This is a genomic window from Dyadobacter luteus, assembly GCF_003383615.1.
Taxonomy (GTDB): domain Bacteria; phylum Bacteroidota; class Bacteroidia; order Cytophagales; family Spirosomataceae; genus Dyadobacter; species Dyadobacter luteus.
In genome coordinates this window covers 1-19,142 of the sequence record NZ_QNUL01000050.1, presented here as the reverse complement: position 1 = coordinate 19,142, position 19,142 = coordinate 1, and the positions used below count along the sequence as shown (strand labels likewise).

Annotated in this window: 14 protein-coding genes and 1 pseudogene; 11 read left to right on the top strand and 4 right to left on the bottom strand. The window is 42.1% G+C overall.

The genetic code is table 11. The features are described from left to right. Positions 1-287: 287 nt before the first annotated feature. The gene (locus tag DSL64_RS28535) at positions 288-851 is read right to left on the bottom strand and encodes an AAA family ATPase (RefSeq protein WP_115834384.1); all 564 of its coding nucleotides are present in this window, start codon (positions 849-851) and stop codon (positions 288-290) included. 118 nt (positions 852-969) lie between these two features. On the opposite strand from DSL64_RS28535, the gene DSL64_RS28530 reads away from it, so the two are divergent. Beyond that, positions 970-1,260, top strand: a complete 291-nt coding sequence (locus DSL64_RS28530) for a transposase domain-containing protein (protein WP_374755851.1) — start codon at positions 970-972, stop codon at positions 1,258-1,260. Between the two features lie 409 nt (positions 1,261-1,669). On the opposite strand, the gene DSL64_RS28525 is transcribed toward DSL64_RS28530, so the two are convergent. Further along, on the bottom strand, positions 1,670-3,748 hold the full coding sequence (locus DSL64_RS28525; RefSeq protein ID WP_115834383.1) for a sensor histidine kinase: 2,079 nt from the start codon (positions 3,746-3,748) through the stop codon (positions 1,670-1,672). 375 nt (positions 3,749-4,123) lie between these two features. Here DSL64_RS28525 and DSL64_RS28520 point away from each other — a divergent pair, with 375 nt between their 5' ends. The 3 genes from DSL64_RS28520 (at position 4,124) to DSL64_RS28510 (ending at position 9,924) form a co-directional block, all read left to right on the top strand. Then, the gene (locus DSL64_RS28520) at positions 4,124-4,747 is read left to right on the top strand and encodes a response regulator transcription factor (protein ID WP_115834382.1); all 624 of its coding nucleotides are present in this window, start codon (positions 4,124-4,126) and stop codon (positions 4,745-4,747) included. A gap of 869 nt (positions 4,748-5,616) precedes the next feature. Next, positions 5,617-6,255 carry a LuxR C-terminal-related transcriptional regulator gene (locus DSL64_RS28515; RefSeq protein WP_115834381.1) on the top strand — a complete coding sequence of 213 codons (639 nt, stop codon included), beginning with the start codon at positions 5,617-5,619 and terminating at the stop codon, positions 6,253-6,255. 294 nt (positions 6,256-6,549) lie between these two features. After that, on the top strand, positions 6,550-9,924 hold the full coding sequence (locus DSL64_RS28510) for a T9SS type A sorting domain-containing protein (RefSeq protein WP_115834380.1): 3,375 nt from the start codon (positions 6,550-6,552) through the stop codon (positions 9,922-9,924). A gap of 215 nt (positions 9,925-10,139) precedes the next feature. On the opposite strand, the gene DSL64_RS28505 is transcribed toward DSL64_RS28510, so the two are convergent. Together DSL64_RS28505 and DSL64_RS28500 are read right to left on the bottom strand one after the other, a co-directional pair. Next, positions 10,140-11,027: a glycoside hydrolase gene (locus DSL64_RS28505; RefSeq protein ID WP_115834379.1), complete on the bottom strand. Its 888-nt coding sequence runs from the start codon at positions 11,025-11,027 to the stop codon at positions 10,140-10,142. Between the two features lie 714 nt (positions 11,028-11,741). Then, the gene (locus DSL64_RS28500; RefSeq protein ID WP_115834378.1) at positions 11,742-12,314 is read right to left on the bottom strand and encodes a plasmid pRiA4b ORF-3 family protein; all 573 of its coding nucleotides are present in this window, start codon (positions 12,312-12,314) and stop codon (positions 11,742-11,744) included. Between the two features lie 1,003 nt (positions 12,315-13,317). Between DSL64_RS28500 and DSL64_RS28490 the strand changes: the two are divergent. The 7 genes and pseudogenes from DSL64_RS28490 to DSL64_RS28460 form a co-directional block, all read left to right on the top strand. After that, positions 13,318-13,677 (top strand): annotated as a pseudogene (locus DSL64_RS28490) (AbiEi antitoxin N-terminal domain-containing protein); the annotation flags it as partial. Between the two features lie 177 nt (positions 13,678-13,854). Further along, the gene (locus DSL64_RS28485; protein WP_115834375.1) at positions 13,855-14,403 is read left to right on the top strand and encodes a DoxX family membrane protein; all 549 of its coding nucleotides are present in this window, start codon (positions 13,855-13,857) and stop codon (positions 14,401-14,403) included. A gap of 591 nt (positions 14,404-14,994) precedes the next feature. Beyond that, positions 14,995-15,399 (top strand): response regulator, encoded by a 405-nt coding sequence (locus DSL64_RS28480; RefSeq protein WP_115834374.1) that lies wholly within the window; start codon positions 14,995-14,997, stop codon positions 15,397-15,399. 26 nt (positions 15,400-15,425) lie between these two features. Continuing rightward, complete coding sequence (gene kaiC, locus DSL64_RS28475) at positions 15,426-17,126, top strand: circadian clock protein KaiC (protein ID WP_115834373.1); 1,701 nt, start codon at positions 15,426-15,428, stop codon at positions 17,124-17,126. Beyond that, a complete protein-coding gene (locus DSL64_RS28470; protein ID WP_115834372.1) occupies positions 17,123-17,446 on the top strand; it encodes a circadian clock KaiB family protein in 324 nt (107 codons plus the stop codon). The genes kaiC and DSL64_RS28470 overlap by 4 nt, the downstream gene beginning before the upstream one ends. After that, on the top strand, positions 17,443-17,772 hold the full coding sequence (locus DSL64_RS28465; protein WP_115834371.1) for a circadian clock KaiB family protein: 330 nt from the start codon (positions 17,443-17,445) through the stop codon (positions 17,770-17,772). The genes DSL64_RS28470 and DSL64_RS28465 overlap by 4 nt, the downstream gene beginning before the upstream one ends. Before the next feature lie 2 nt (positions 17,773-17,774). Further along, positions 17,775-19,043, top strand: coding sequence for a sensor histidine kinase (locus tag DSL64_RS28460; RefSeq protein ID WP_115834370.1), 1,269 nt, complete (start codon positions 17,775-17,777; stop codon positions 19,041-19,043). Positions 19,044-19,142: the final 99 nt, after the last annotated feature.

Sequence of the window (19,142 nt, the reverse complement as noted above, 5' to 3'; positions counted from 1 at the left end):
TTCAATATATTAACAAATACTTATTTAAAAGGAACATCAACAATATTAAAATTCAGATTACTTGATTTCACCCAACGAGTACAATAGTATAAACAAGTGCTACTCAAAATCTCCGTCAGTCACTATGTGTATTGGAAATTTTTTCAGGCTATATCCTTACTACCCAGAGGATCGTAATCCAGATAAGTGTTACCGCAGTTTTGAAAGTAGAGAGTTATCGCGCCGCTGAGGTGCGCGAACATGTTTACAGATTTCAGTTGAGAATGTATTTTCGTACCGTGAGCTATTCAAATATGCCCAAGCACAAATTGAGCCCGTAATTCAGCACTGATTTTAGGAACGTGAATCAGCTCATAACCATATTTCAAGTATGTCTTGCTCATTTGATGAAAAGTAAATTCTGCTTCTTGCCAGTTTTGTTTGCGTTCTGAATCCGTTTGGTAGATTTCTTTCCAGGGGGGAAGAATGAAGACTTTTGCGTTGTATCTGTATTCACTGATCATCTTGTCAAGTCTTTCTGGTAACTGGATCTGCTCCATATCAATATAGCACAGCGTATCAATGATGCCTCTGTCAAAAAATGTTGGCTGTTCTGACTCCAGAGCCGCCGTTTTCTGATAGGTGTCAATCGAAGCCTGCAGCATCAGACGGGCATACAGTACTTTGTCGTTCCATGGCAGTCCGTCGCCGCCAGTGGCTACCTGTTGTTGTATGATTTTTCTTGCGTCTTCGTCAACAGTGTTGAATCCTGATTGTTGCAACGCCCTTAATAATGCAGTCTTTCCCACTCCGGGGCCTCCTGTGATCACGTAAAGGTTTTTGTATTGATCCTGATGCGTTTTTGAAATCATATTTTTGTTTTTATCAGATGTAACTAATGCATTGAAACTGATTGTTAAAGTTGAAATTTCTCCTGAAGATCACTTATCAATTCTGCTGCTAAGTTAGCCGCCGGGCCTGGCTGGAAGGATGTCAAATGTCCGGGATAAACACTGGGTCTGTGCACTGGCTGTCTTTTATTCAGTTGCTTTACCCTCTTTATTCGCCGGATCGCACCAGGCAGCAGAAATGACAGCCGCTATGTACTCATTTATGGCAACATGTAAGAAAAATGGCGTTGATGAGCAACAGTGGCTAACAGACGTATTCGAAAGAATACAATCCCACAAGCAAAAAGACCTCTATCAACTGCCTCCAAACAAATGTAGCAACGTCAAAGCTATTAAGAATAATATGGTAAATATCAGTGAACTATATTGATTGGCTTAATGCGAATGCAGTTAAACCAACTCCAAAAGATTTGATTTGTTTGGGTTTATTGAATGAAATAAGCTCTCCCCGTGCAATTTTTAGGCATGTCCTGAATAAAACAGGTAGCTTTTAGGAATTGAAGATTAATACGTTCACTCTGATAGTAAAAATAATACAACCAGGCAAAGAAGGTCGAGGACGATGTACAACTGATTTTAAATTGTCTATAACTAGGAGTGGTTATGAGCGTAATGTGGCTGCCCTGACAACTTATTATTCAATAGAGAGTATACTAAGCCCTTAAAGTAACTGCAGCACTTTAGCCCGGGCTGTCAGCTTTTTTTTCGTACTTGCTAAATTTTGTAATCTGATCTTCCTACTTTTGAAAACGAGGTGTTAAATAAGACGGTCTGAGCAATCAAAAAATATTTGGCGACTCGGCCTGATATTTGAAATTACCAACCAGACCAAGCGGGAAACTGCAGCTCACAATAGTTCCGCTAGGCTGATTCTGTGATATTTTAAGGATGCCGTTCAGATCGCCTATCCTTTTTTGTAAAGATTCAAATCCCAGCGAGTTTGCGTTTTTTTTCTTTTTCAGCCCTCTGCCATTGTCTGCAATATCAAGGATCAAACTATCTGCTTCCAGATAGAAGGTAATCTCTGCTTCCGATGCGTTAGCATGCCTGATAATGTTGGTTATTGTTTCTTTCAGGATCAGTAGCACCGTCTCTTTTGCTTCTGCATTTAGTTCAAAATTATCAATATCACTTACCAGACTGATTTTTGTATCGGTTCCGAAAAACAAAACGTCTACCATCTGCTCTAGTCGTCTTATGAATCCTTCGGTTTTCTGCTCCCAGTACATTGTGCGTGATTTTTTTCTGACACGGTCATAACTGTCCTGCAGCATGTCCAGCAAAGCGAGTGAGTTCTGCTTTTCCCTCTCAGAGCTGGCTTGGATTGCTCTTAATCTAAGGTAATTCATATTGGCGGCCAGGGAAGCAGATAAATCGTCGTGCAGGTCCTGTGCCATTTTTTTACGTTCCAAATTCTTGGCTTCGGCAATCTGAACAGCGTGCAGATGCGTCATTTTCTCTACTTGGTTAATCAGCTTTTTGCCATTTGTTTTTCCTAATGTATAACGGTAGTAGATGACAGCTGAAACAATGATGAGGATCAACAAAAGTAGGATACTGATCGATGTGTTTCGACGCTGTATTACATTCAGGTTGTCAATCTTTGTCTGTTGTTCTCTGACTTTATAAAACTGTTCCATTTCAAGGCTCCGTCCTCTCAGATCAAGCATACTTTTCCTTTTCAGGTGAGTGATCAGAATTTGCTGATACTGCATCGCCTTTTTGTGGTTGCCGTCTTGTTGTTCGATCTCGTAAAGATCGTTTAGTATCCGCTCGATGATTGGATTATTAACCATCGTAAAATTCATATCAGATATCATCTCTTTACCGACCCGTATTTTGCCCAATTTTATCAGGCTCACAGCCTTAAAAGCAAGGGCGTTCTCCTCCAGTCCGCGCGCTTTTAGATTCGGATATATGCTGCGCGCCGTGTCCACGTGCGCAATCGCTTGATCGTAATGCCCGGTGCAGTAGTTTACTCCTGCCATAGCCAGATGTGAGCCTGCCTGCATTCCTCCATTGTAAATTCGGTCAAGTTTGATAATATTATTGTGCAGGTTTTGGATACTGTCCAGCAGAGAAGGGTTGTTTTTTCTGATGTACTGGGCAAAGTAGGTGCGCTGTTTACTGTAATATAGGTAGACACGCTGACCTGTTACCCACTTGTTTTGTATCGGTTCGTTTTTTAGTGCTTCGTAGGACTGATCATAATGACGGATGGCAAGATCACATAGTCCCAGTGTTTCAACAAGAAACCCCATTGATGAAAGTGCAACGGATTCACTTGTAGGTTTGCCCGCTTTTCTAGCGATATTTCTGGATACAACCAATGCATGATACGCATCTGCATGCTTTTCAACCGCCATTAAAAAATGCGCTTTGAAAAGATAAATATTGGACAGAAAATGTTTGTCAGTTAATGTTATATTCTTGAATTTTTTTAAGAATACTTCGCAGTAATATAGTCCCAGAAGGGCCTGTTGAGATGCAGATAACTCATATTGATCTTTAAGCCGCTCGTCGCGTTCCTGTGCATAGCTGGTTGAATAGTACAGATAGCTGCACACACTGTGAAGAAAATCGACCTGCTCATCAGTATTGTCAATGAGTTTATGCCGTCCCGCATGAGTACGACATATTCTGTCCATCTCCGCATGCTGGGTGCGGTCCCAGTGGGCATACTCGAACCAGTGTTTGAGCAAGCAGTTTACTTCTGATATCCTCAGACTGTCAGCATCTTTGGGCTTTATAGATGCAGGCAGTTGTTTGTACAGACCTTGACTGATCTGCGCTTTTGATTCAGGAATCAGAAAAAGAGCTCCGATTGTATAAATTTTTAGATAGCGGTATAGTTTCATTGATGGTAGTGTAATAAAGCCAATACGGCCCCAGTGCTTTCTTCCGACGTTGCATAACTGTAGTACAGCAGGTAGCGCTATTAGAAAAAATTCTACGTCTTGTAATATTTGGCTTATTTCAGTTTTAAAGTTAATGTAATTCTATATTATACATGCGTGTCAGTATCAAATTTATTTGATGAATTTAATAGCAAAATACCTATTTATAGGTATTTTGTGCTGCAGGTCTTTACGTATGTTTGTGCCAAGATTCAGTTTAAAGCAATGGAATTATTCTATTGTTAAAAATTTAATAATAGATTATGGTAATAGATTATTCTAAAGGCTGATTTTTATCAATAATTATTTCAGATTTAATAGTGCCATGTATTTGATATGAGTGATGTCGTAATCCTGGAAGACCATAAGATGTTTTCTGTAATTTTTTCGTCGTATTTGCAGCAAACAAGACAGTTTTCAAGTGTAACCAGTTTCGATGCCGTTCCAGATTTCCTTAGTTTTATCTCATCGTATAAGTCTGATAATCTGGTGTTTATACTGGATTATTTTCTGCCTGATACTGATATCGAAACAGTGATTGACTTAGTGAGAGGCAGGCTCAGGTCATCAAAGATAATTGTGCTTACAGGACTGACCAGCTCTATTCTGCTCAAAGGACTTCTTTCATCGAATCTGGCCGGAATTATCAGTAAAGTAGACAGTCCTGTGGAAGTGATTAATTGTTTGAATACTTGTAAGAAAGGGAAAACCTATTTATCTGTCACGATCAGAGATATACTTGCCAATAGTAACCAAAACCCGGCAAGGCTGGAATTGACCAATAAGGAAACACAAATACTGAAGCTTCTCGCGCAGGGTAAAACGGTTGAAACTGTTTCACAGGAACTGAATCTGAGTAAACACACAGTTGTTACCCACAGGCGGAATATACTTGCAAAATCGGATTTTCATTCCATTGCAGAACTGATTGTATTTCTTGTCAAGAACGGAATGATCTAGGCGTTTTTGATGATTCAAATAGAATTTGTATTAAGAAAAATATTAAATAATGACCTGATTATTTATGCAATGAATACAGGATGTTTACTAAGCATTGTCCAAATGTTTGATGATAGGTATGAAATATTTTATTTATGTATACGATTTTGTTATTGTTAATGACCACACCACGAATTCTAATAGTATTTGTTTGTTTGCATAACCGAAAAATACCTATTTGAAGGTACTTTTCGGTTATGTATCTGATATATCTTTGTAACCATTACAGCTGTAAACTTTATTTGCTCCGGTCTGTGAGCAATGATGGTTCGTCGCTATAAACACATCATCATCAAACATTATTCACATGCATACTTTTTTATCCTCCGTTTTATTCAAATCGGATTTAGCCCAAGCAGTAAACAGACTATTAAACCCATTTACCCTACAGGAAGCGGTTTTCAGGCTGGTTTTCGTAATGCGCTCCGCTGCGCCTGATCAGACCCGGCACAGCAGAGTCTCAGCCTGATGCGGGCGTGTGCTGAGATTAACGGCTGCACATTTGAGAAAGCTGTGGTTACAATTGCTGGTTTGTCGGTATAGAGGAAGTTTCACAATGAGCCAAGCGCGGACAGACGGGTTTTAATGAAATTTCAGCCTGTTACAGCACGCTCCGCGATCCGGGAAGTTGAAATCATTACTATACACACACCTCTCACCTGCCGGCGGATTGTTGTACTCGTCCAAGAAGGGGGAGGCGCTGGTTTAGTGAGTTCGTATATACGTGCCCGGCAGGTGATTTTTCAGTAACAATAGTCCGCATTTTGTCAAAACACTGATGGCTCTGGCAGTTGCTATCTGGCATTTACGACTAAATCAAAGTTAGATCAATGAAAAAGATAATTGGTATAATTGGCAATCATCCCATCGTAGCACATGGTCTGCGTGGTATTATTGAAGAATTCGTAAAAAGCTCCGAAATAATTGTCGCAGAAAATCTGGAACAGTTTCTGAAATTAAATAAAAGAGAGCTGCCGGACCTTCTGATTTTGGGCGCAGCTGGTATTACAAATGCTGTCATGCTGGAAACTGTTAAACAAGTATCTAAGAAGTTCTCAAATTCTGGAATTATACTGGTTGACAGACGATTAAATGGCCGTATAATTCAGGCTTATTTCGACAATGGCGTCAGTGGGTATCTTCCGGTTAACAGCGATTTGCAGGAAATAAAGCAGTGTCTTCTCAAAGTAATGGCCGGGCTGAAGTATATCCCGGCCGATCTGATTCTGTATCTGCTTGATGAGAAAAACGGATTAATAAAATCAGCACCTAAAATGCTTACTAAACGTGAAAATCAGATAGCTAAATTACTTTTGGAAGGAAAGGGCACTCAGTTAATTGCAAAGCAACTCGACCGCAGGCCATCCACAATCAGCACCATCAAAAAAAATATATTCCGCAAAATGAATGTGTCGGGAATACTTCAACTTGATGCAGTCGTGAGTGCAGATGGCTATGGCGCCCGATAGTTACCGAAAGTCTTTGATCTGTCCACAGCACATTGCAGGTTTTTCAAGTGTCCTTTTTTAAATAATCTAACTGCTGATTGTTGTTTACAGATCAGATAACACCTTCCAAGGGCGCACAAGCAGCCCCATTGATGGGGCCAAAGCCCGGTTTATGCAGGCTTAGTTCTGATTTGATAACGCGAAGCCTATTCTGTCTGCATGTTTGAGTGGCTTGACAATCATGTGCAGTCAGTATTATTCAAGTAAAGTAGTAGTGCCATAGTTAAATAGATTCGTTCATTTAGAAAATTTATCATGAAAGTTATTTTACACACCTGCCGGAAGCTGGCCTTTGTGCTGCTTCTGAATTTGATCTGTTTTGTTTCTTATTCCCAAAGTCCGTTCGCTTGCCAGGATGGAGTCTCCTACATCGTCAAAACAAGCGGCTCGGTCAGCACCCTGTACCAGGTAACATTGGTACCCAACTATTCCGAAACCGTGGTTGGGGTAGTACGCACGTCAGCCAATGCGGGCATTGCTGTCGATGCGATTGGCTACAATGTGAAAGATAATTTTATTTATGGCTTCGAGCCGGGGACTACAAATATAGTCAGGATAGGCGCCAGCGGGATCAGCGAAAGATTGCCGGTGGTCTCGGGGCTTCCAGCTTCAAGTGCTGCCAGGCAGTTCACAGCCGGTGATGTGGATGCAAATGGTAATCTTTTTTTGTATGCTGCAGCTGCAACGAGCATGTACAGGGTTAACCTGAGTACACAGCCTTTCACGGCTGTAGCTCTCAACGGAGCCGCAGCAAACCTCACAGATATGTCAGTGAATGATGCCGGAACTCAGGTTTATGGTTATTCTGCAGGTAACGGGGTACTGGTGCTTCGTGATATTTCCTCAAATACTTACACGCAGACTACTACTGCTTCCAATGTAGGACTTACAGTCCAGAATACATTCTATGACAAGTATGGCCGATTATTTGCGCAGAGAACGACGGGTGAAATATTTATGGTAGCCCCGGCTAATCTTGCAAACACGGATGGTATGGTTAAGCTGTCGGGCAATAATCCTCCGGCAAATTCTGATGGTGCCCATTGCCGTAATGCTTCGGTTTACGACGAGTCTGCCCAGCCATCTTTTGACTGTAATGAAGGCAAAGCATATTTTATAACCCATGGCAGCAACGGAGAATGTTCAGAGTTTAACACCAATACAAACCTGGCTACGATCGATACAGAGAATTTTTCCAGAACTGACCTGACAAATATTACCAATGGTATTCAAAGCGGACTGATCAACGGGATAGGGTTTAATCCCCTGGACGGTTATATCTGGGGTTACAGATTCGGGACCGGACATCTGGCCAGGATCGGAAGTGATGGTTCTGTTCAGTACTTTGGTATCTCCGGCATTCCCTGGCTATGTGGTGGTGTTGAGCAAACTTCAATCGGTGCAGGTGATATAACAGCTGACGGTATTTACTATGGATTTCAGGGAAATAAGGCTACAGGAGAGAAAACACTTTTCAAGATAGATCTTAACCCCGCTTCAGCTACTTACCTTCAGATTGTGGGGACATTCAGCATCAATGCTTTGAGTGGTATCAGTATTTCTGACATCGCTTTTAACCCGGTTGATAAGAATTTCTACGGAGTAGGCGGTGGCAAAGTTTACCGAATCAATTCGAATAGTGGAGCAGTTACCGATCTTGGAGGCAATTTGTCCAACGCAAACTCCATTGCGGCCTTTTGTGATCCGGAAGGTAACTTTTACTTTCAGGCGTCGGGATCCCCACTTTACAAGATAGCAAGGGTACACAGTGCCACTGCAACAATGACCCCAACGGTTGCATCCTCTACTGCTGTAATCGCGGCTGGTAATGGTGATGCTGCCCGTTGTCCATTAACCTTTTTTGCGGGGATCAAGCTAAGTGGTAATGTATGGAACGATTTGAACCAGGATCGTATTAAATCAGGCGGTGAAGTAAACACGGTAACCAATGATCCTTCCCAGACGCTGACTGTATATCTGATCAATGATGCAGGTGTAATTGTTGGGAAAGCGGATGTGCTCGATGACGGCAGCTGGCAAATGCCGTCGATACCCGAAGGTTCTTACACGCTGACACTAAGTAATGATGCAACGCATGCAGTATCTTCTCCGGCAGCAGCAATAGTTGAGCAGCTTCCTGACTACTGGGTTCATACAGGTATCAATTTTGGAACAGCTGGTCCTGCCGGCTCATGGAGCGGCCCGGTTACTGTCACCACATCAGATTCCGATAAATCAAACCTGAACTTTGGTATCAGAGATAATGCAGCGGTTATTACCGGAACTGTTTTTATTGACGCTAACGGAAATGGAAATATAGATCCTGCAGAGAGTGGAAGCAACATAGGTTCGTCAGACCTGACAATCTACCTGGTAGATAATAATGGGATCGTTGTAGATAAAGCCTCAGTGGATCCTGCTACAGGTGCTTACTCTCTGACTGGTTCGCAAGGTAGCAGCTACACTGTCGTATTGAGCAATAATTCTAATATAGCGATAGGGGATGACGCGCCTTCTGCTTCACTGCCTTCCGGAGCTACAATGCCTTATGTGAATACCAGGGAGTCATACGGGAGCGGCAACGGCTCGGGCGCAGGCCTGGATCCTGTTGGTACACCCGGCGTAATCGCTGTTACGCTGACAGCAACAACAGTGACCGGAGTGAATTTCGGAGTGAATAGTATTCCGGTAGCGAATGATGTAAATAATCCTGGTCTTGCTAACTCGGACTTCAGCAGCACACCACCTGCGCAGTTTCCGCAGGTAGCTAATTATGTTTCGATCCCTTATCAGGGTCTGCTACCTATGAATGGTGAGGACCGCGAGGATGGCGATCTGCAGGATGAAAATAATACAGTTACTTTCACTACTGTGAACAGCAATACACTGCTTTATTATAACAACGGCAGTAGCGTAATCCCTGTTACAGCCGGTACGGTAATCGGGGATTTTGACCCTGAAAAACTTGTAATTTACGGGGCGGTCGGCAGTGGTGATGTTTCAAACCCGCTGGGCTTTACCTTTACCTTGGTTGATGCGGCTGGTGCGGAGTCTACACCGGCAGTTTATACGTTGTCTTCGTCTGGGTCATTACCTGTGAAGCTGCTACGTTTTTCTGCCAAGTCTGAAGCCAAAGTGGCCGTAATTTCCTGGGCGAGCTCAGAAGAGATGAATTCGGAAAGATTTGATATTGAGCGTAGCATCGATGCAAGAAATTGGGCCACGATCGGGTCAGTTGCTGCAAACGGAGAGAGCAACGGCGTGATATCCTATCAATTCATAGATCAGAGACCTGCAGGAGGAGAAAACCTGTACCGTCTTAAAATGGTAGATATCGACGGAACATTTGCTTTCAGCAAAATCAGCAGTGTACGCTTTGAACCGAATCTGTACACTTCATTTTTCCCCAACCCGGCTAGTGATATTCTAAAAGTGAAATGGGAAGACGTCAATTTGAATGATGTTTCAAAAGTGCAGCTGTTTGCACAAAGTGGAACGCTTGCCTATGCTGCCAATAAATTAGAACAGGGACAAATTAATGTAAAGCATGTTCCATCTGGTACATATACACTGGTGATTACACTGAAAAACGGTGCATCGCAAAACGCAAAAATTGTAATTGTACATTAGACCAATCAAGTAAAAAAGCAACCGGACGTGTTTTTCAGGCACATTCGGTTGCTTTTTTATTATTCAATTTCAAAAAATGCAAAGCTGTTTTGAGCTTGATACAGCAGAATTTGTTTCGCTTAACTGATGCTGGTTAACAGATGCTAGCTGACTTTACAATACTTTTCAGACAATAGATACTTAGATGCGTTATGCAAATCACTGCAACAGAGCCGTTACTTATAAAATTGTGAGTAAACATCCGATCGGATACTTTCTGGTTTGTAGACTTTTTCAAGAAGATTATACAGCGCAGGATCATACTCTCTAAGATCGATGCGGCCCCTGAGAATTTTTTTATTGCCGTCATCAAAAGGGAAATTAGATCCAAACCACCACTGGCTGCCCTCTGCCCAGTATTCCTCCTTGGTATTAATGGCATATTGGCCTTTGTACATGCCTGCTGCCTTAGCCAGATCATATGACTTACCTATCTTGTCATACAATTCCGGATCCACTGTCCGGATGGCTCCCATGATGTTATGACTAAATTCATGAACCAGAATATTCTCACCATAGTATCTGGTTGCCGGATATCCTAACAGATTCTCTTCCGCGCAGGAAGTGAGCGTACCACCCATACCCCTTGCCCTGCCGTTCCAGTAGGTTCTATCGTCCATACTACCTATGCCACCGGGAAGGTCATATTTCTCACGCTCACCTGGGGTGAGCCTGCGGTCATCCTTGGCTGGCTTTTTCCAATTTCTTCTTTCAGGAAGGTCCATTTCACCCTCTTGATAAGCAATGATCAGAACCCGTGCCCCTTTTTGCACCAGACTTGCCCTTATATCTTCTCTTTTTATCAGCATCGAGTTTACTATATCACGGGCTACCAGCAGCCCGTCATCGGGTGTGTTCGCCGACGACATGATGGGTATTCCCTGTGCATCACAGTACTTTTTATAAAAAGTTGTATCTGCTTTCAAAGAGTCGGGGACAGAGCAGATCATGTAGCTTGCATAGCTCTGAATTAAAGCGTCCTTTCTTGTGATCTGCTGGCCGGATACATAGCTGAAAGCAAATAATGAGAGACAAATTGTATTGAAAATTTTATTTTTTACCATGTTTATTTATTTGCGTTGAATACGTCAGTGGCTGTACCGGATCCCCGTTGCCAGAATATTACTCTGAGAACAGAATCATGATTGGGTTTAGGACAGTTTTATCTGTCTGATTAATGCTACCTAAGGCGTCATTCTCAAAAATCAGAGTGAAGGGGTAAGGTCTTCTCAACTCCGCTGCAGCAACGACAACCGGATTATAAAGTGTTTCGGTAACACAATATTAGGTATATGTTAAATTGAGTTGTTAACCGATTTTAACGGAAACATGCGCAAATTTGGTAAGTAGTCCACGGGAGTTTATTTCTGGCTGGTGCTGAGCTTGTGTAATGTTTGTTAGCTGTCTTGATCAGCCGGGCTTTGATCATACAAACCAAACAGCTGTAAACCCAAATCGCTTTGCAGGATTGTTTGTATTGATTTGAGAGTAATGAGTAATCAAACTGGGTAGCGTGCCGTAAATTCACCGATGTGTACCTGTATCTAAGGCATGCGAACGCGCCACACTGATCTAAATGGATAACAGAATCCGGCCTTGGCCGTTATCCACCGCGCAGCTCTGAATACAAGAGGGGGAGCACAGTGTTCTGTCTGTGCGTTCTGTTATTGATCTTATAGGAGACTGGCGCAAGTTATGGTTGAACATTAGTCATTTTTTTCGCTTACCCGCCAAAGCAATCTGTTTTGGCGGGTAAGTGACAATTTTTACTGACTTGCTCAGCATAGTCTGACAGCCATCTGATGTAGCTTAAGATCTAAAAAATTGGGATCCCAATCCTGTTTAGGTTTTAGACCCAGCCACTGCTTCATTTCTTTGTATTCAGGATGTTTTCTGTCACTTAGTATTTCTTTGAGTTCAGCATAGCCCCATACACCACCGCAATCTTCCGGTGGACATGCCCCTTTTCCAGCCAGTAATTCGGGCCTGAGAAGCGTGTCCGAAAGGATGTCTTCAAGCGTGATCTGATGTGCCCAGTCATCGCCAAAATCATAGATATAGGTGTATTTTTGACCGGCCAATTCAAATATTTCCGACAGCTTGGTCTGTGAAGCATCCAGCTTGGTAGTACCCTCGAACAAATCATCAAACTCCTCATCGATTATACCGATCACTTCGCTAGAACCAAATCCCTTTGCCGAGAACTCAAACAAATGATAATCCTCCCAGCCAAACGCTGTTTGAATAACCTGGTGAAAGTGCTCGAAGGTTACTGAATCTGCAATCAGTACCCTTCTCCAAACAGGTGGTCTGGTAATATTCTTGATTTGAATTTTAAATTGAAAAGTCATTTTATATGTAGGAAAAGTCAATTTTCGTCACCACTAACGTTGATCCAGCATCAGCAATGTACTTTCTTAGAAAAGTCAGTTTTCTGGTCAGCAAATTCAAAGAAAACATTTCCAATGCTTTTGGGCATGCAATGATGACTAACCGCATGCTGAGATCATTTTTCCTTAAACTTACAGCTAAATCTGAATGCAGACAAAACAAATTTGGCAGATATTCCTTATCAGAAAATAGGGAGATAAAAAATTCAGAAGATTGAATTGAGTGCTTTTGGGAAATGAATCTTATTTGAATGGTATACAAAATAGGATCTTTTGATCCAAACTTAACTCTGTATCGTCACATTCTTAGAACCATTGATCAGCTACCAATACCGTTTCTAATCCTTGGATTGGTAAATCCTCTCCGGTGTTCTCAAAGAATGTGGCATGAAAACAAGATAAACGGACCCGGAATAATCAGATCCGTTTATTATTTGCCAAGTTTTGCATTTGGCAGTTAACCTACTTCGATCACATTGGTAACGATCATATTAAAAGTAGGAAAAAATTTTCGAGTAGCGCATAGTAATAAAAAGTTTTTCAAGCTTGGCTTTTGCGATTCTCTTTTGACATATGGCGCTGATAGGGTGGGATTATAAAGTCTATTCTCAATAAACCGAAGCACTCCTGGTGCTGACTGGGCCTGCTGAAAGCAGAGCCATTTTTTAGTCATGCTGATTCGGTAGCTTTATACTTTGAGGATTTTGTTCAGCGTAGATTATAAATCTGACTTTACAGACATAGGTCGGAAAGCCAGGTTTATAAAAAGGGGTTTTCGCTGTTGCTGCTTTGTTCAAAGTAAAATCACTTCCTGGATAAATCAGTAGCTACACCTGATTGAGTAGGGGGCGTACCTGTTGGTGTAGCTTTTCTTTTTAGCCTTTATTGGTCCGTTGACGTGTTGCATAGTGCATTTATATTTTTTTTGCGATATAAAAAACTATGAGTTTATCAAACGAAACAAAACTTGCTTCTGCGTGATTGGCCTTCGGGAACAGTCGCCGTTACCTCGTCGCTTAACAAGCAGGGATATTCTGGTCAGTTGCTGAATCGCTACAAGAAAAGCAGATGGCTGGCTTCTCCTGGGAATGGTGCGTTGGTAAGAATAGGGGAAAAGATAAGTTATGAAGGGATATTATATGCCATTCATAACCAGCTTAAATTGTCTATCTATCCAGGTAGTCGTACAGCTTTTTCTCTAACGGGCAAAGCGCATTACCTTGAATTATCTCAGTCAAGAGTGGATCTGTTTGGTTATATTCATGAATTACTACCAACCTGGTGCCGGAATGCAGCGAGCTTAAAACTTGGGGTGATTTTTTAAAAGTCCTAGTTTTGATTTGCCCTGTTTTTCGTAAATCTACAAAGATAACCAGAAGGCAAATGTTAGCTTTTAAAGCACTACTGGTCATTAAGTGAAATATATGGCTTACTCTGGTTCACGATGAGAATATGATCTTCTGAAAGCTATTTATCGTAGATTTTTCAAAACTTTATTTCTATGAACAGGGCTCACAGTTTATTTGAAAGATTTGACGATTTGGATACAAAGATGAATCAATGGCTGGTGGCCAATAGCATCCATATCCTCAGGTTTTGTATGGGCGCAGTGTTTCTTGGATTTGGAATACTAAAGTTTTTTTACGGCGTAAGCCCAGTGGAATCTCTTGTAGCCCGGACAACTACTGTTCTGACAGTTGGCATTTTTTCTGGTCACAGCGCGATGGTTTTTGTAGCGGTGCTTGAATGCATGATCGGAATTTGTTTTTTAAGTGGCAGGTTTCTGCGGGTAGGCGTATGGTTGTTAGCTTTTCAGATGATGGGAGCAATGTCCCCTCTAATGATTTATCCTTCTGAGCTTTTTCCGGGCCCTTTACACGCACCTACTCTAACGGCTCAATACATTATTAAAGACATCATATTGATTGCTGCTGGGATGGTCATCGCATCCACATGGACTGGAGCAAAAATTGTTGCTAAAAGCCAAAGTTTCCGAAGCGCCTTGTCAGGCAGTCGTCCAAGAGTCTTTAAAACGATACACGGCTCTTAGAAACCTTTTCTTACCAGACCTAAAATTCAGGTGATGATAATTTTACACCTTTATGGTATGCTAGGCAAGTATTACGATTGCGTAATATATTGTTACCAGACTACTGGCTTGCAGTTGGGGGGGCAGGTATTGCCAGCCTGAAGTAAAGGCCATATAGGACTCAACTATCCCATGTAGTCTCCCAAAATTAGAGACTAATTTTTATCCCAAACTTATACTGCTTGTACTTTGATGAAATAGCTAACCAATACCTATCAACATCTCGGACAGCCTGACCATACTGTCAAAGGTAAGGTCGTTGTCGGATAAATGCGTTTTTCCTTTCTGCAGAACCACAATATCAAAATAAATCTATGCTTAGTATGAGATTGAAAACTGAAATCTGCGGTGAGATTGTTGCTTGCCTAAATCTGGGTGAAAGATAATGCGATTGACCTTAATGGCTGTCAAAATGCTTAAAATTTCGCTTTACAACGTGTGTGGGTACGATAGGCTTGTTATATGGAATATTAAATTAACTTTGCCTTGGTCAAGTTCATTTCTAATTTACTTCTACTGACAGAATCAGATATCGCATTATTTTCATAATTGATGAGTAACAATATTACCTGTAGAGCAATTTATATAGCTGATGATGACAGCGATGACCGTTTCTTTGTGAAAAACGCTATAAATTGTGAGAAAATAAATGCAACTATCATTGAGGCTGAAAATGGTCTCAACCTGATTGACCTGCTAAGGACTGCAAGTCATCAGGTGGTGTTGATCGTTGTAGATATGAACATGCCGAGATTAAACGGATTAGAAACTATATTGCAGATATTGCAAATTCCTGCAGCTGCAAATGTTCCGGTAGTTATACTTTCTACCTCGCCCAGCGACCATCTTATCTCTGATGCTCTGGAGGCCGGCGTTGCAGCCGTTTACAAGAAACCTGATTCTGTTCAGGGATTCGGGGAACTGGTACGCCAGTGGCAAATAACTTATGCACTTTAAAATTTTAGACAATAGTTTACAACTCTATGAGTTACAATTCTGATAATTCGGTAATTCAGAAATTACCCAAGGCACCTACAGGGATTGACGGACTTGATCAGATTACCCACGGGGGATTTCCGAAGGGCAGGCCGACGCTAATTTGCGGGGAAGCTGGTTCAGGCAAGACATTAATGGCTATTGAATTTCTGGTTCATGGAGCTCAAAAATTCAATGAACCAGGCGTGTTTGTTGCTTTTGAGGAAAAATCAGAGGAGTTGGCACAAAATGTGGCATCGCTAGGATTTGATTTAAAGCAGTTAGAAGTAGACAAACTGATTAAAATTGATCATGTGCATGTGGAACGTAGTGAGATTGAAGAAACCGGAGAGTATAATCTGGATGGATTATTTATCCGGCTTGGATATGCCATAGATTCTATAGGAGCCAAAAGGGTAGTGCTTGACACTATTGAGAGCCTGTTCTTCGGGCTTAACAATCTGGCCGTATTAAGGGCAGAGCTCAGAAGGCTTTTCCACTGGCTTAAAGAGAAGGGTGTAACAGCAGTGATCACAGGAGAAAAGGGAGAAGCCAGCCTGACCAGGCAGGGGCTGGAAGAGTACGTATCGGACTGTGTGATACTACTCGACCACCGAATCAGTAACAAAGTTTCCACACGAATTTTGCGTATCGTCAAGTACCGTGGAACTGTTCATGGTACAAATGAATATCCATTTCTGATTGATGAAGAGGGAATATCTGTTCTGCCGGTCACTTCCTTGAAGTTAAATAATGAAGTATCAGAAAAAAGAATATCATCCGGAATTCCTACACTTGACAAGATGCTGGGCGGAGAAGGTTTTTACGAAAGTAGCAGTATTCTTGTTTCGGGGACGGCCGGAACCGGCAAAACCAGTATTGCCGGGAATTTTGTGAATCAGTCCTGCAAAGATGGAATGCGTTGCGTTTATTTCGCTTTCGAAGAATCGCCCCAGCAAATCATTCGAAATATGCGTTCGATCGGGATCAATTTGCAGGGTTATGTCGACAGCGGGCTTCTGCATTTCAGTGCAGCCCGGCCTACGCTTTATGGGTTGGAACTGCATTTGCTTTCAATGACCAAATTTATTGAGAAAGTCAAGCCTGAAGTAGTAGTCCTTGATCCGATCACCAATCTGATCACAGTAGGCTCAACCAGCGAGGTGAAAAGTTTGCTGACCAGGCTGATCGATTATTTGCAGTCAAAAGGTATCACGGTCATGTTCACTGCTCTTGCGCTCAAAGACAATAAATCAGAGCAATCCGATGAAGGTGTGTCTTCTTTGGTAGATGCATGGTTGCTTGTTCGTGATATCGAAGCAAACGGAGAACGAAATAGAGGATTGTATATCATGAAATCAAGGGGTATGAAGCACTCCAATCAGGTCAGGGAATTTGTAATTTCTGATCAAGGCCTTAAATTGGTTGACGTTTTTCTTGGTCCTGAAGGTGTACTTACTGGTTCAGCCAGGGAAGAGCAGCAACTGCTTGAAAAAACAGGCATGGCACTGCGAGATCATGCGGTATCAAGAAAAGACCGTGAAATTGAGCGTAAAAGGCTGGTACTTGAATCGAAGATTGCCACACTTAAAGAAGAGTTTGAGTCCATCCAGGAAGAGCTTAATAGAACTTATATTGAGGAGGAGCTCAAAAAGAGTATTATTCAGGAGAACAGACATGAGCTTACACAAAAAAGAGACACGCAATGATTACTGATCAAATAGAATCCGAAATACCTTCAGCAGATATATGGGAGCTGAGGCTTTACATCGCCGGACAAACACCCCGATCTGTGGCCGCTCTTTCCAATCTTAAAAATTATTGTGAGCAGTACCTGGAGGGTAAATATTCGATAGAGGTGATCGATTTACTTGTCCATCCACAGCTAGCAGAGGGTGATCAGATTCTGGCTATCCCAACATTGGTCAAAAAGGTGCCTGAGCCTATTCGGAAAATTATCGGAGATTTATCTAATAAAGAGAAGGTGCTCGTAGGACTTGATATTCGTTCTACCGGTAAACAACAATGAGCCAGGGATCACTTTCCGATACTTATGCAGGGCATAATCATGAAGGCGACGAATCCTTCGTGTTACGGCTCTATGTGGCTGGGGCATCGCCAAATTCCATCAGGGCGATCAGCAATATTCGGGAAATATGTGAAAAACATCTGGAAGGCAATTACAAGTTACAAATCATTGACGTACATCAGGACAAAGCTCTTGCTTCCCGGGAGCAGTTGCTGGCACTACCTATGCTGATCAAAAGTAGTCCTTATCCTGAAAAAAAGATGATCGGAGATATGTCGGATACTGCGAAAGTATTGCATAGCCTTGGCATCATCGATCCGGTATAAATATGGAGGACAACAGAACACGTCAGCAGCTTCTGGATCAGATAGAATATCTTTCTGAACAGTTGCAGGAATCCAACGATACCATTGAAGCGATCAGGACCGGGCAGGTTGATGCTATTATTGTGCAGGATCCCGATGCCGGCCAGCAACTGTATACACTCCGTTCAGCGGATCAGACGTACAGAGTTTTCATTGAGAAAATGAATGAGGGAGCCGTGACAATTGACCGTCAGGGAATTATTCTGTATTGTAATTCAATGTTTGCAGCAATGGTGGGGGCACCTCTGTCAAGTGTTGTGGGTATACTACTCGAATCATTTGTCGCCGACGAGTCGTTGGAGGATTTTCAGGATTTGATCCGTAAAGGCTGGACAACCGACTTGAAAATTGAATTGTTGATCAGACAAAATAATAAAACTATTCCCTGTCAGCTTTCAGTGGCTACTCTGGAACTTGATGGACGGGAATCTCTGAGTGTGATTGTGACGGACCTGTCATTTCAAAAGGATATTCAGCGGCTCCTAAGTGAAAATAACCAAAGACTACAGCTTGCCAACCAACAGCTCGAAGCAAGTAACTACGATTTACAGCAATTTGCATCCGTCGCATCTCATGATTTACAGGAGCCTTTACGTAAAATATTGATCTTCTCAAATCTGCTGTCCACCGCCTACCACCAGGAATCGAACCCTGAGATTACCACTTATCTGCAAAAGATCTCATCGTCCTCTATAAGGATGCGAAACATGGTTGACGATATTCTCAAATATTCACTGATATCGAGTCAGGAAGCAAATTCGGAAGTGATAGAATTGAACGATGTTATCAACGAAATAAAGGAAGATTATGAAGTGTTGATCCAAGAAAAGGACGTGGAGCTCATTGTGCAATCTCTGCCGGTGGTTAAGGCAATACGATCACAGATCAAACAAGTTTTCCAGAACCTGATCAGCAACTCTATTAAATTTTCAAGTCCTGGTACCGCGCCGGTGATCCGGATCTGGACTCGGCCGCATGCTGAAGACTCAAGGCCATCACCCGTGCCCATGCACTGCATCGTGGTAGAAGATAACGGGATAGGATTTAAGACCGAGTACCGGGATAAAATATTTTCACTTTTTGAAAGGCTCAATACGAAAGAACGTTACGAAGGATCGGGAATAGGTCTTTCTGTGACCAAAAAGATCATAGAAAAACATGGTGGCCAAATTACCGCCGATGGCGATCAGGGACATGGAGCAACATTTACTATTTGGCTCCCATCAGCCTGAGATAAATTTTTAACTTACAAACGGCTTTGTTGCATCGTTATTTGGGAACAAGTTTGATGGCCTTTGGCATGCCTAGCTTAACAAATTGATTTAGACAAA